The sequence below is a fragment of the Elizabethkingia miricola genome (genome assembly GCF_001675285.1).
Classification (GTDB): Bacteria; Bacteroidota; Bacteroidia; order Flavobacteriales; family Weeksellaceae; genus Elizabethkingia; species Elizabethkingia miricola.
The window spans coordinates 711,413-725,542 of record NZ_LSGQ01000030.1 but is presented as its reverse complement, the minus strand read 5'-3'; the positions used below and the strand labels follow the sequence as shown (position 1 = coordinate 725,542).

Sequence of the window (14,130 nt, the reverse complement as noted above, 5' to 3'; positions counted from 1 at the left end):
AAATTAAATTTTAGATTATACTATGAAAAGATTAAGCGTATTATTCGCAGCGGTATTAATGATGGTGTCTTTCACTGTTATCAAAGCTCAGAAATTAGCTCACGCTGATATTGCTGGAATTCTTACAGCAATGCCGGAAATGAAAAAGGCTAACGAACAACTTGAAGCTCTTGGAAAAATGAAGCAAGCTGAGCTTGGTAAATTACAACAAGCTTTCCAAGATAAAGTACAAGCATACCAAAAAGGAGGTAAGCAAGATGCAGCTAAAGAAGCTGAATTACAAAAAGAAGGAGACAACATTCAGAAAATGGGTCAGGCTGCACAAAAAGATGTTGCTGATAAGCAAGAAACTCTTTATGCACCAATCGATAAAAAACTTAACGACGCTATTGGCGCTGTAGCTAAAGCTAAAGGTTTAGAATATGTATTCGATGCTAACGGTCAAGGTTTAGTATACAAAGGAGGTTTAGATGTAACTGCTGATATTAAAAAGCAATTAGGAATTCAATAAGCTCTTAAAGTATCATAAATAAAACCACCCTTTGCGGTGGTTTTTTTATTTTTGTACCTGATAAAAATTTATGAAAGGAGAAACAACTACACAAACCAAAATACGCTTTAACGATTGCGACCCTATAGGCCATCTTAATAATGTAAAATATCTGGATTATATGCTTAACGCCCGTGAAGATCACGTGGTAGAAACTTATGGTTTCACTTATGAAGAGCATATCCGCCTTACAGGCTGTACATGGGTAGCCATCCAGAATCAGATTGCTTATTTAAAAGAAGTACGTCCTAATACACTTGTAAATATCAGCAGCAAAATTATAAAACTGGGAGAAAGAACTTCTGTAGTAGAAATTTTAATGAGAGATGAAAAAAATGAAGCTATACATGCTGTACTATGGACAACTGCTATTTATTTTAGCATGAAGGAAAGGAGATCTGTACCCCACTCTCCGGAACTAATGGAGTTTTTCAAAGACTTTTGGGTAGAAATTCCTGAACAGCACTTCGAACAAAGAACAGAATCTTTAAGAAAAGAAAATAAACAATGGAGAAAATCTTAGTAACAGGCGGGAACGGCCAGCTTGGAAACTGTCTGAAAAAATTAGAGGAACAATATTCTGATTATGAATTTTTATTCACCTCATCTTCTGAATTAGATATAACAAATGAGGATTCTGTAAAAAAAATCTTCGAAGATTTTCAGCCACAATATTGTATCAACGCTTCTGCATATACAGCTGTTGACCTTGCTGAAACCGAAAAAGAAAAAGCATATGCGGTTAATGCTTATGGTGTAGAAAACCTGGCAAAAGCATCAGCAGAGAACAATGCTATCTTTATACATGTATCAACGGATTACGTATTCGATGGTGTAACAAATCTTGCTTATACAGAAGACGACTTTACTGATCCTATCGGGGTGTATGGAAACTCCAAAAGAGAAGGTGAAATTCTGGCATTGGAAGCTAATCCCAATACCATCATCCTTCGTACTTCCTGGCTATATTCAGAGTTTAATAAAAACTTTGTAAAGACAATGCTTCATCTTTTTAATACTAAAGATGAATTAGGAATTGTCGCAGACCAATATGGGCAGCCAACTAATGCTGCGGATCTTGCGGAAGCTATTATGACCATCATTAGTTCTCCAAAAAAGATTTTTGGAATTTATCACTTCTCCAATTATGGTGAAACTACATGGTATGATTTTGCTTCTAAAATTGCAGAATTGTCAGGCTCTTCTATCCTATTAAAACCTTTGACTACTGCTGAATATCCGACGCCTGCAAAAAGACCGGAACGAAGTACAATGTGTTTAGACAAAATCGAACAGGATTATAAAATAATTCCGGAGTACTGGGAAAATAGCCTGGAAGAGTGTATTAATATTTTACAGAAATAATTATGAAACAATTTCTTTTTATATTTTCTCTCCTTTCTTTTACAGTTATAGGAGCACAATCAGTTACCATCTCTAAAATGGCTAACATTCATGAAAATAAAGACAAACATCTTTATAAAATTGAGGATGTCAGCAAGGCAGAATACCTGGGAGAAATTGAAATAGGTGGTTTTAGCAATGATGATGCACTGATGTTTAGTAATATCTATTCCAGAGCAAAGAAAATGGGGGCTAATGCATTCAAGCTAAGACCTATTGAAACTATAGACGGAAAACTGGAACCTTTTGATCCGAATCACTATTTCCTAAACGTTTATTACGTGCCTTCTGAATCGGCAGAAAAAGAAGAAAACAACATTGCTTTCCTTATTGGAAGCCCGACGGCTTCTCAAAAAATCGGAGTAAACAAAGAAAAAATCACGCTTCCGGAACGTTCTTTCAAAAAGATCAAATTAAATCCCGGGGAGATCTATACCATTTCCACATTAAAGTTCCTGGGGTCGTCTATAAAGCTTACTGCTTCGGATAATGAAAACACTAATTACTTTCAGGTCTCAGGTTTCAAAGTGAAGTCTAATCCATACGGACAAGCAGGAATTAACCTGAAATCCGGAGATATTATACGACTGGAAAAATCTTACGGGATGTTTCTTACCACTATCTATCAGGAAATAAAGTAGGAAATAAATTTTCTTATCGCACTAAAACCCTGTAAATTTGCACATCAAGAGATATAAATCTTAATTTATAATATAAATATATGAGAATTCTAACCGGAATACAAGCAACAGGAACGCCCCATTTGGGAAACCTTTTAGGAGCCATTATTCCTGCTATCGAATTGGCAAAAAAACCTGAAAATGATTCGTTATTTTTCATCGCCAATTTGCACACATTAACGCAGATAAAAGATGCAGCACAGCTAAGACAAAACACTTACGAGATTGCAGCTGCGTGGCTTGCTTGTGGTTTAGATACTGAGAAAACAATCTTTTACAGACAAAGTGATATTCCTGAAACATGTGAATTGACATGGTACCTGGATTGCTTTTTCCCTTTCCAGAGATTAACATTAGCTCACTCTTTTAAAGATAAAGCAGACAGACTTCAGGATGTAAATGCGGGGTTGTTCAACTACCCTATTCTGATGGCTGCAGACATATTATTATATGATGCTGAAGTTGTGCCGGTAGGTAAAGATCAGTTACAACATCTTGAAATTACAAGAGACGTTGCAGAGAAGTTCAACAGACAAATGGGAGAAGTATTTGTACTGCCTGGCGCAGAAATTCAGGAAAGCACTAAGTATGTTCCCGGAACCGATGGTCACAAAATGAGTAAGTCCAGAGGAAATATCATTAATATCTTCCTGCCAGAAAAAGAACTAAAAAAGCAGATTATGTCTATTGAATCGGATAGCAAAAGTCTTGAAGAACCAAAGGATCCTGAAACGGATAAGACATTTACAATCTATGCTCTTATCGCTACTCCGGAACAAACCGAAGCTTTACGCGAGAAATATCTTGCCGGAAACTTTGGATACGGACATGCAAAAACAGAACTTCTTAATCTAATTCTGGAACGTTTTGCAAAAGAAAGAGAACTTTTCAGTTACTATATGTCCCACCTGGATGAACTGGAAGAAAAGCTGCAACAAGGTGCTGCAAAAGCAAGAGTTATTGCCCGTACAACACTAGACAAAACAAGAAAAGCTTTAGGTTATTAACATACCTATGAAAAGAATAAAAAAACTCACAAGTTTGGCTTGTGAGTTTTTTTTATTTACCTGTTGAAGCTCTGTAAACTAATTCGGCATCCATCATAACAGTTCTGCTTAATGCTGAATTATCTTTTATGCGTTCCAGAATTAATCCCGCTGCCACCTCCCCCATTTCTGTCAGAGGCTGCTCTACACTGGTTAGCTGTGGATATACAATTGTCGCCAGTTCTGTTCCCGAAAAACTGGCAACAGCAACATCATCCGGAATCTTCATCCCCTGTTCCAGCAGATAGTTCATCGCTCCAATAGCCAATGTATCGGTAAAAGCAAAAATACTGTCAAATTCAATTTCTCTATCCAACAACTGTTTGGCAGCATTCCGTCCGTGCTCAAACATCATTCCCTCGGGTTTTATAAGTAGTTCCAGATCAAAAATATTGTACTTTGTCAGGATCCGTTTATAGCCGGAAATTCTTTCAGCAGCATTTCGTATAGTGTCTGGCCCAGTAATATGAACAATTCTTTTTCTCCCGGTATTTACCAAGTGTTCTGTCATCAAAGAAGCTTTAAGCTGGTCGTTTACCATTACTTTAGAAGCATCCAGAGAATTATCAGGAATCCTGTCAAAAAAGACCACAGGAGTTCCCCGCTCTATGATTTGTTGGTATATATCTTTATTATAATTTTCATGACACGGATTAATAATAATCCCATCCACATTAAACTCTTCCAGTAAAAGAAGATTTTTTCTTTCAATTAAAGGATTTTCATCCGACTGCGTAATAATTACTCTATAGCCCAACGGATATAAAATATTCTGAATACCACGAAGCACTTTTGAAGAAAAAGGGGTTGTCATCTCCGGAACAACAAAACCAATACTTTTAGATTGTCCATATCTAAGATTAAGTGCTGCAGGATTGGGCTTATATCCTAATTCCTGGGCTGCTGCCAATATCTTTTCCCTCGTTTCCGGATGAACGTTCTTATCATTCATTAAAGCTCTGGATATCGTGGATTTAGATATCGAAAGGTGTTTAGACAAATCTTTAATGGTGATACGTTTCATAAACTAGTGATTACATTTTAATCAAAAATAATAAAAACAATTATTCCCGGGAACGTTCCCTGAATTTTGGGAACGTTCCCATATACTTTTTTTAAGTACAAATGATTTAGCAACAAACTTATTGTCCTAAACTTGAGATGTTTAAGTTAAAAAAATCAATGTAATTATGAGAGTATCAGATTATTATTACAACCGAAAAACTATCCAAACGGGTATTTTACATATCGGCGTTGGAAACTTTCACCGTGCCCATCAGGCATTCTATACAAATCAGCTGCTAAAAGATGAAGATCAATATTCCTGGGGGATATGTGGTGCGTGCTTATTACCCTCGGATGAGAAAATTGTCACTAATTTAAAATCACAGGATCTGGAATATACTTTAACAGTATGTGGAAGAGATGGTAACGATGACGTTTATAAAATCGGAGCTATAAATGACCTCATCTGGACTGTAAAAGCGCCGCAGGATCTATTGAATAAAATAGCTGACAGCAGCACCAGAATTATTACACTAACAATTACTGAAGGTGGCTATAATCTGGATAAAGCGACAAACGAATTTATACTGAATAATGAAAGTATACAACATGACCTGAAGAACCCTGAATTTCCGACTACTGTTTTCGGTTTCATTGCCGAAGGTCTTCGTCTGCGAAAATCCAAAGGTAATGGAAGCATTACCATTCTCTCCTGTGACAACCTTCAACATAACGGCAATACTGCCCAAAATGCATTTTCCTCATTTATTGAAGTTCAGGATAGAGATTTGGCAGAATGGGTTCAGCAAAATGTAACATTCCCAAACAGTATGGTAGACAGAATAACACCTGTAACGACAATAGAAGATGTAAAAAGGCTAAACGAAAAAAGTGGTATCGCAGATAAGGCTCCGGTATATTGTGAAGATTTTACCCAATGGGTAATAGAAGACGATTTTATTGCCGGAAGACCTGCATGGGAAAGAGTTGGGGTTACTTTCACAAAAGATGTAACGGCTTACGAAAATATGAAGCTGAGTCTGCTAAATGCGTCTCATACCCTGCTATCCTATCCTTCATTTTTAGCCGGATACCGCAAAGTAGATGAAGCCATGCATGACAAAGATATTGTAAGCTTTATCCGCAGTTTTATGGATATTGATATTACTCCTCATGTTCCGGCTCCGGAAGGTGTAGATCTGGACGAATATAAACAAACTTTAATTGAAAGATTTGCCAATAGTTCTGTAAGTGACCAGATCAGCAGATTATGCTCTGATGGCATTTCAAAATTTCCGGTTTATATAATGCCTAACCTGATTAAGATGATTAATCATGAACAAAATCTTTCCAGAGTGGCATTCCTTATTGCTGCCTATCGACATTACCTGAAGTACAAAGTAGACGACAATGGTTTATCTTATGAGATTTCAGAACCCTGGATCACCCCGGAAGATGAGAAACTCATTTCCAGCGATAACATTCTTGACTTTTTGAATATTTCTGCATTCAAAAGTATCAACCTTGATACTGTAAGTACTTTCACTACACCCTATATATCCTTTGCAGAAAGAATCAAAAATGAAGGGATCAAACCTGTGCTACAATCCATTATTGTTCAACCTAAGATAAGCTCATAAAATTATGGAAACTAAACATCGTAATAGTCTATTGCCCTTTGCAATTATTACCTTCATTTATTTTATTGTAGGTTTTCTTACCACAGTAAACGAACAATTACAGGCCCCATTAAAATTCACATTCCTTGCAGAAGCCGGAAGCCTGAAAAATACTTTTACAACTCTCATTTCTTTCTTTTTCTTTCTGGGTTATCTGCTCAACGGTACTCTGGGGAGTAAATGGGTTAATGCTTATGGTTATAAAAATACCATTCTTAGAGGTTTACTATTTATGATGTCTGGTTTATGTATGTATCTCTGTTCTTCATGGTTTGGTTATCAGTATCCACACCTTGCAATACATTTTGGTAATGCTGCATTGCCTTATGGTTTTATAATTTTTGTTATTGGCTCCTATCTTATGGGAACTTCAGCTGCCATTATACAGGTTGTTGTCAATCCTTATGCTGCAGCTTATGAGCTTCCGGGAACGCAACCTGTACAGCGTTTAAATATTTTAACTGCTATCAATTCCATTGGTACTACTTCAGCGCCATTTTTTGTAACAGTTGTTATGTTCAGCGGTGTGTCCATTGCAAATATCGAGATCCGGCAGCTAATACTACCTTTAGTAATATTAATAACATCGGTCTTTATTGTAACTTTAATTACTAAGAAGCTTCATCTTCCGGATATTGCCAATACACGTGCCTTAACTGGTGAAAAGCTGGAAAGGAGTATATGGTCTTTCAGACATTTTGTATTAGGTGTATTGGCTATATTCTTTTATGTAGGAACAGAAGTAGCCATTGGAGCAAATATCAATCTGCATGCATTCGAACTTGCTGAATCCGGACATCCAATGACATTTTTTGGTAAAAGTGATATTATTATCGGCGGAATGGACTTGGGGATACATGCTTTACTATCTACACTGTACTGGGGTGGCTTTTTAGTTGGCAGGGCTATTTCCAGCTTCTTCAGTAAAATTTCTGCAAAAACACAACTTACCATAACAACCGTATTGGCTACTATACTGGCTATCATCTCTATGCTTACTCAGAATCTGTGGTATCTGGTAGCTATTGGTCTGTTACATTCCACAATGTGGAGCTGTATCTTCTCTCTTGCAATAAAAGGTTTAGGAAAATACACATCAAAAGCTTCTGGCGTATTCATATCTGCTGTTTTCGGGGGTGCTGTATTTACCTTAATACAAGGAGATCTGGCTGATATATTTGGCTCATGGAGATGGACATGGAGCCTGACTGTTATATGTGAGCTACTTATGCTTTCCTATGCGCTTTTCGGTTCTCGTATAAGACCCAAAGATATTATTCAGTAAAACTAAAGCCAGACACACTTATGTATAAATTTAAATTAATGATCATTTTTTCAATGATCACAGGAAGCATATTATTTTATGGACAGGAAATACACTCCGCATTACAACTTCGTAATAACCACTTGTGGAGAGGTATAGAAGTAGCCTCTGGTCTCGTATATACTGGAGACATCCATTTGGATTATAAGAATTTTTATGGGGGATTCTGGGCAGGCGGAACAGCGAATGGCGATTACAAAGAATTCAACAACTATATCGGATTCAAAAATAAACATCTGACACTGGAGCTATGGGATATTTATAATTTCTCTCCTAACGCGACCTACAATAACAAAGAGTTTTTTAATTACAATGCCAGGGAGACCGGGCGCTTCATGGATTTCAGATCTTATTATACCATCAGTGACCGTATACCACTGATCTTAAGCTGGAATACTGTAATCTCTGGCAGAGACAGAAATAAAGAGAACACACACAATAAGTATTCTACTTTTGTCTTTGCAGAATATCCGGTATACAAAAAGGATGATTTGGAAGTACGTGGGAGACTTGGTTACAGCTTTGCACTAAACAATCCCGGAGAACAGAACAACTTCTTTTCGAAGAGGGCAGACTTCAACGAAATCAGCCTTATGATATCGAAACCACTGTCAATAGGCAATTACAAGATCCCGCTGGGATTATGGGGAATGTGGAATCCAGTAGATAATCGCGCGCTTCTACAATTTTCAGCTCAGGTATATTCATTCTAACAACACTCTTATAAAAAAGAATATGTTATTTTTAATAAAAATATCATTCACAACCGAATAGGCTATTAAATAATTACAATGAAAGAAAACAAAATAAAAATTGCCTGCTATGGCGAAGTATTATGGGATATATTTCCGGGAGGGCAGCGAAGAGCCGGAGGAGCTCCGTTTAATGTCGCTTACCACCTTTCCGGAATGGGTGTAGATGCTCATATGATTAGCAGCGTTGGTAGTGATGACTTAGGAAGTGAATTACTGGAAAAAATCCAAAACTGGAACATTCCTATTAATGGGATTCAGATTAATAACCAATACCCTACCAGTACAGTCGTAGCTACTATAGATGAGAATAATGATGCCCATTATGATATCATTCAGCATGTAGCCTGGGATTATATTGAAACCAGACCTGCAGATCTAAGCCTTCTAACAGAAACTGATGCATTGGTATTCGGAACATTGGCCGCCAGAAGTGAAAAATCAAAGAATACATTATTCGAGTTAACAGAAGCCAGTGATTATAATGTGTTTGATATTAACCTGCGTCCTCCTTATTACGATATACATTTGATTAAAGACTTGTTGCACAGAACTCAGCTGGCAAAATTCAACAAAGCAGAGCTTCGTATGATGCTGGATTTTATGGGTAAAGATTACATTACCGAAAAAGACAGTATACAATACCTTCAGGATGTATTTGGTATGAAGGAAATAATTATTTCTAAAGGCAGCAAAGGAGCATTATATGCCAATGAAGATAATTTCTATTTGTATCCAACAGTGTCTGTTGAAGTAAAAGATACCGTAGGCAGTGGAGACTCTTTTCTTGCAGGCTTTTTGTCCAAACGTTTAGAAATAGGTACTTCTGCTCATCAGATTATGCATCAGGCAGTTGCATTGGGAGCTTTTATTACGGCACAGGAAGGCGCCTGCCCGGAATATTCATTAGGTGAGTTTACAGAATTCAGAGACCAACATCAGGTTTCTGCGCTTCCTCTGTAAATTTCTGACGAGGATCGTTCATACTTTATAAAAGAAATTAAAGAAAAACGTCATAGGCTTTGGAAGCCTATGACGTTTCTATATTAAAGCAATATTTAATTTCTAGAGAAAGGATAATAACCTTATTTTTCAAAAATTGAAGTATACACTCCGATTACAGAAAACTTTTTATATCCAAAAGATGTTTTACAGATTTCAGTTTTTCTTCTTGCTTATCTTCTTTCAAAGCATCGAAGAAAATGACATCCATACCAAATCCCTGTGAGCCTTTTACGTCAGCAATCCAATCATCTCCTATCAGAATACTTTCTTCTTTTTGAGCGTTCGCTTTTCCCAATGCATACTCAAATATTTTTGGATTTGGCTTTCTTACCCCCACATCATCTGCACTTGTTATGGTTTCAAAATAAGGAGTAAGCCCCGATCCTTTTATTTTACGGTGAGTAACATCGTAGAAGCCATTCGAAATAATATGGATATTGTAATTTTTATCTTTAAGATAATCTAATACTTCTTTTGTTCCGTCTACAAGTTCGTTGTAACCAACAATTTCATCCAGGAAATTTACTTCAAAATGCTCAGCCAATTCCGTATTGTCTACACCAAAGAACAGGAAAGTATCGTAGAAACGATGTTGTCTTAGGTATTCTTTATCAATCTCACCATCTCTTATCTGTTCCCATAATCTCTCATTAATTTCATCGTATTTATGATGAAATTCTTCAAAGTCTATTCTATAAAGACTATTTATTTCTTTACGGTTGAAAAGGTCCTTAAGTGTTAAGTATGCATTCTTGCGGTGGTCCCACAAAGTATTATCAAGGTCAAAAAAAATGTGTCTAAATTTCATATTGTAAAATTCAGACACAAATTTAAAGAAAATTGCTAGTTAGTTTTTAGAAAATACAACCTTTATAGTACGTGTATTTACTACTTTAATATTTTTGGAATAGCTTAACAGAAAATCTATTGTAGACTTTCTTGGCTTTAATTTAGCCATTCCTAAAGAGTCGAGTTGTTTCATAGAAAATCGTTTCGTTGTTATATCTATATAACGCAACGATTTCCAATTTATTATTTCGTAAGAATAATTTGATGTTCATCTGCCATTTTCCGCAGATTAATAAGAGCATAACGAACTCTTCCCAAGGTCGTATTAATACTGGAATTGGTATGCTCGGCAATTTCTTTAAAACTTAATTCTTTAAAGAAGCGGAGTTCCAATACCTCTCTTTGATTTTCCGGCAGACATTCTATCATTTTATACAAATCATCATTAATCTGGATCTGGATAAGTTTATCTTCTATATTTGCATCAGGTTCTTTTATAATATCGAAAATAGAAAACTCATCATTATCATAAGTAGATTCGGATATTTTGAAGTTCTTTGCTTTTACCCGGTAATGATCTATAACCAGATTATGAGCAATACGCTTAGCCCATAATGAGAATTTACCTTCATCTTTATAGCGCCCTTCTTTCAGGGTAATAATAATTTTCATGAACGTATCCTGAAAAATATCATTGGCAAGGTCTTCGTCCCCTAATTTGTAAAAAATAAAAGTGAAAATTTCGCGCTGATGGCGCTTTAAGAGGATTTCCAAAGCAGCTTCATTTCCTTTTTGAAAATCAGCAATAAGTTTACTATCTGGCAGTGTCTTCATTATTCATTTACTTTAAAATGCCGAGAAGCAGTAGCAAAATTAATTTGCCATCTCTTCGACTCATTGTTTTAAAGTAAATGTTCTGCTTATAGTAATATTATTTGTCTGTTTGAACTGCTAAATTATAAAATTATTTAATAACACCAACTTTTAATAAAAGAAATCGTGCTATTTTTTAGATAAAGCTACTAAAGGAATATTAAAAGTCAGATTAAAATTAAAGCCTTTCAACTGTTTCCCGTTTAAAGTAGCATCTCCATAATTAAAGGCATAACCTCCGGTAAGATCTATAATCCCGAAAAGGCTAAATCCTGCTTTTGGTGCAATGTATTTGTTCGTACTCTCCGCACCAAGAAGAAAATACCACGAGTGAAAAATATCTACGTTCTTTTCGAAGTTTAGTAAAATATCTGCCTGTACTTTTGGCATAACAGCAAACTTACCATTAGTCTCCCCCATCATTGCGGCTGCACCAACTCTGAAAAGAGTATCGTCGTTGGTTAAAAATAATAGACGCCCGCCTACTTCTCCAAAACTTTGATTCTGATAAACATATCCGGCATGTACCATTGGGTGTACTGTTAGCTGAGCTTTTGCTGCTACTGAAAGTAGCAGCAAAAACGCAGGTAATATTTTAAAAAAAATCTTCATGACTATTTGTTCATGGACATTAAGAACTCTTCATTATTTACGGTAGACTGCATGTGTTTTTTTACAAACTCCATTGCTTCTACAGGATTCATATCGGCAAGGTACTTACGCATAATCCACATTCTTTGCTGAGTTACTTCGTCGAGTAACAGATCATCTCTACGTGTACTGGAAGAAATAAGGTCTACAGCAGGATAAATACGCTTGTTAGCAATTTTTCTGTCTAGTTGAAGTTCCATGTTACCTGTTCCTTTGAATTCTTCAAAGATCACCTCGTCCATTTTAGAACCTGTATCAATTAGTGCAGTTGCAATAATAGTTAAAGAACCACCACCTTCAATTTTTCTCGCTGCACCAAAGAATCTCTTTGGCTTGTGCAACGCATTAGCATCCACACCACCAGAAAGTATTTTTCCGGATGCAGGAGTTACGGTGTTGTAAGCTCTGGCTAAACGTGTAATTGAATCCAGAAGGATTACTACATCGTGCCCACATTCTACAAGTCTCTGAGCTTTAGACAATACCAGATTGGCAACTTTTACGTGCTTGTCAGCAGCTTCATCGAATGTAGATGCAATAACTTCCGCATTTACACTTCTCTGCATATCGGTAACCTCCTCCGGTCTTTCGTCGATCAATAAGACCATCATATAAGCTTCCGGGTGATTTGCTGAAATACTATTGGCAATATCCTTCAACAACATTGTTTTACCAGTCTTGGGCTGTGCTACGATCATCGCACGCTGACCTTTACCAATTGGTGCAAAAAGGTCTACAATTCTTGTTGATAGTGTTGCATTTTTTCCTGCCAGGTTAAATTTCTCCTGTGGGAAAAGTGGCGTTAAAAATTCGAAAGCGACTCTGTCCTTAATATAAGCAAGGTCTCTTCCGTTAACTTCTGTAGGGCGTTGTAAAGAGAAATACTTCTCTCCTTCTTTAGGCAAACGAACAATACCTTTTACGGTATCACCAGTTTTTAATCCATAGTTCTTAATCTGACTTGTAGATACATATACATCATCCGGAGACGAAATATAACTAAAGTCTGAAGATCTAAGGAATCCATAATTATCTGGTAAAATTTCCAGAACACCTTCTACAGTTACAATACCATCGAAGCTATATTCCTTCTTCTGAGGTTCAGAATGTTTTGCATCGCCATTATTTCTGTTTTGATTATGGTGATGTTGTCTGTTCTGATTATTGTTGTTATTGTTCTGGTTGTTATTTTTTTGCTGAGGAACAGCTTGTGTTTCTTTTTTGGCCGGTGCCACAACTTCAACAGGTTCTGAAGCTTCCGGAGCAGTTTCTTCCGGTGTTGTTTTTGCCTCTACAGGCGGTGGAGTTTTTGTAACTCTTCTTCTTTGCTTTTTTTCTGGCTGACTAGTTTCCTCGGTAACTTTGGCAGCTTCCTCTACAGGAACTTCAGCTTTAGTAGTAGTAGTCTCAGCCTTCTTTCTGACTTCCTTTACAGGCGTTTCAGGCTTAGCCGGTTCTGGAGTTTTTACAACTTCAGCTTTGGCAGCAGGCTTCCTTCCTCTTTTCTTAGGTTGTGCAGCTTCTTCATTTCCGGCATCATTTCCTTTATCCTGTGGTCCGAGGTAATCCTTAATCGTTTGAGGGTTAGATGCCTGAAAATCCAATATAGCGTAAATTTTTTCGTTAATATCGGAAGTTTTCTTCACACCAATACCTAAATCTTTTGAGATTTTCGTCAATTCGGTATCCGATTTTGACTTTAGACTTTCAATGTCAAACATATGAAATTAATAATGTATGTAAGGTATAAAATTGTAATTTAAAATCTTTATGAGAGTGAACCTATCAGATTGATAATGTCCATTTTGCGATTCTGTGTAATGCAAATCTACACATTTTTTATAAAAACCAAAAAAATATTATTACTTTTGCATAAATTAATTGCATAGATGCTTCAAAGAATACAAACTATCTGGATGTTTCTTGCTGTATTAGCCGCTGTTTTTTTATTTTATACAGGGCAGGATGTAGACGTATTAGGAACAACTCCTGTTATAACTATTGCAACAGTCATATTGATATTAATCTCTTTGCTAAGCATTTTCAGTTATAAAAACAGAAAAAGACAAATATTGCTGAATAATATCAGCATTTTTATAAACGCCTTGTTGATCGGCTTATTGGCTTACTGGCTACTAAACTTACCCGGAGGAATTAGTTTTCCTGAGAAGGGTATTGAGTTAACATTTCCGCTCATCGCAATTGTAGGTTTGATTATAGCAAACATCTACATTAAAAAAGATGAGAAACTTGTAAAATCTGTAGACAGATTCCGGTAGACTTACAACGATTTTTTTGAGTGAGAACCGTCCTGAGAGGGACGGTTTTTTCATGTATGCTGTATAGTAAATGTAAATGCACTACATTTGTAG

The 14,130-nt window shown here is 36.4% G+C and carries 16 protein-coding genes; 10 read left to right on the top strand and 6 right to left on the bottom strand.

Translation table 11 applies throughout. From position 1 onward, the window contains the following. Positions 1-22: 22 nt before the first annotated feature. The 5 genes from ATE49_RS17865 (at position 23) to trpS (ending at position 3,641) form a co-directional block, all read left to right on the top strand. Positions 23-511 carry an OmpH/Skp family outer membrane protein gene (locus ATE49_RS17865; RefSeq protein WP_065083167.1) on the top strand — a complete coding sequence of 163 codons (489 nt, stop codon included), beginning with the start codon at positions 23-25 and terminating at the stop codon, positions 509-511. A gap of 70 nt (positions 512-581) precedes the next feature. After that, on the top strand, positions 582-1,073 hold the full coding sequence (locus ATE49_RS17860; RefSeq protein WP_034869967.1) for an acyl-CoA thioesterase: 492 nt from the start codon (positions 582-584) through the stop codon (positions 1,071-1,073). Next, positions 1,058-1,915 carry a dTDP-4-dehydrorhamnose reductase gene (gene rfbD / locus ATE49_RS17855; protein WP_065083166.1) on the top strand — a complete coding sequence of 286 codons (858 nt, stop codon included), beginning with the start codon at positions 1,058-1,060 and terminating at the stop codon, positions 1,913-1,915. Before ATE49_RS17860 ends, rfbD begins: the two co-directional genes overlap by 16 nt. 2 nt (positions 1,916-1,917) lie before the next feature. After that, positions 1,918-2,595, top strand: coding sequence for a hypothetical protein (locus ATE49_RS17850; RefSeq protein ID WP_065083165.1), 678 nt, complete (start codon positions 1,918-1,920; stop codon positions 2,593-2,595). Between the two features lie 80 nt (positions 2,596-2,675). Then, entirely contained in the window at positions 2,676-3,641 is a 966-nt protein-coding gene (gene trpS, locus ATE49_RS17845) for a tryptophan--tRNA ligase (RefSeq protein ID WP_059154484.1), read from the top strand. 52 nt (positions 3,642-3,693) lie between these two features. Here trpS and ATE49_RS17840 read toward each other — a convergent pair whose 3' ends face one another. Further along, positions 3,694-4,704 (bottom strand): LacI family DNA-binding transcriptional regulator, encoded by a 1,011-nt coding sequence (locus tag ATE49_RS17840; protein ID WP_065083164.1) that lies wholly within the window; start codon positions 4,702-4,704, stop codon positions 3,694-3,696. Positions 4,705-4,870: 166 nt separating this feature from the next. Between ATE49_RS17840 and ATE49_RS17835 the strand changes: the two genes are divergently transcribed. The 4 genes from ATE49_RS17835 to ATE49_RS17820 all read left to right on the top strand — a co-directional run bounded on the left by ATE49_RS17835 (position 4,871) and on the right by ATE49_RS17820 (position 9,403). Continuing rightward, positions 4,871-6,325, top strand: a complete 1,455-nt coding sequence (locus tag ATE49_RS17835) for a mannitol dehydrogenase family protein (RefSeq protein WP_065083163.1) — start codon at positions 4,871-4,873, stop codon at positions 6,323-6,325. Between the two features lie 4 nt (positions 6,326-6,329). Then, positions 6,330-7,649 (top strand): MFS transporter, encoded by a 1,320-nt coding sequence (locus tag ATE49_RS17830; RefSeq protein ID WP_065083162.1) that lies wholly within the window; start codon positions 6,330-6,332, stop codon positions 7,647-7,649. Positions 7,650-7,687: 38 nt separating this feature from the next. After that, entirely contained in the window at positions 7,688-8,401 is a 714-nt protein-coding gene (locus tag ATE49_RS17825) for a hypothetical protein (protein WP_260256196.1), read from the top strand. Between the two features lie 78 nt (positions 8,402-8,479). Then, the gene (locus ATE49_RS17820) at positions 8,480-9,403 is read left to right on the top strand and encodes a carbohydrate kinase family protein (RefSeq protein ID WP_065083160.1); all 924 of its coding nucleotides are present in this window, start codon (positions 8,480-8,482) and stop codon (positions 9,401-9,403) included. Positions 9,404-9,557: 154 nt separating this feature from the next. On the opposite strand, the gene ATE49_RS17815 is transcribed toward ATE49_RS17820, so the two are convergent. From ATE49_RS17815 to rho, 5 genes are all read right to left on the bottom strand, one after another. Further along, a complete protein-coding gene (locus ATE49_RS17815) occupies positions 9,558-10,253 on the bottom strand; it encodes a YjjG family noncanonical pyrimidine nucleotidase (protein ID WP_065083159.1) in 696 nt (231 codons plus the stop codon). 39 nt (positions 10,254-10,292) lie between these two features. Continuing rightward, positions 10,293-10,427: a hypothetical protein gene (locus tag ATE49_RS20630; RefSeq protein WP_255365527.1), complete on the bottom strand. Its 135-nt coding sequence runs from the start codon at positions 10,425-10,427 to the stop codon at positions 10,293-10,295. Positions 10,428-10,477: 50 nt separating this feature from the next. Next, entirely contained in the window at positions 10,478-11,068 is a 591-nt protein-coding gene (locus ATE49_RS17810; protein ID WP_065083158.1) for an RNA polymerase sigma factor, read from the bottom strand. 168 nt (positions 11,069-11,236) lie between these two features. Next, positions 11,237-11,719 (bottom strand): hypothetical protein, encoded by a 483-nt coding sequence (locus tag ATE49_RS17805; RefSeq protein ID WP_065083157.1) that lies wholly within the window; start codon positions 11,717-11,719, stop codon positions 11,237-11,239. Positions 11,720-11,721: 2 nt separating this feature from the next. After that, complete coding sequence (gene rho / locus ATE49_RS17800; protein ID WP_065083156.1) at positions 11,722-13,479, bottom strand: transcription termination factor Rho; 1,758 nt, start codon at positions 13,477-13,479, stop codon at positions 11,722-11,724. Positions 13,480-13,647: 168 nt separating this feature from the next. On the opposite strand from rho, the gene ATE49_RS17795 reads away from it, so the two are divergent. Then, positions 13,648-14,037, top strand: coding sequence for a DUF4293 family protein (locus ATE49_RS17795; RefSeq protein WP_034869951.1), 390 nt, complete (start codon positions 13,648-13,650; stop codon positions 14,035-14,037). Positions 14,038-14,130 lie beyond the last annotated feature (93 nt).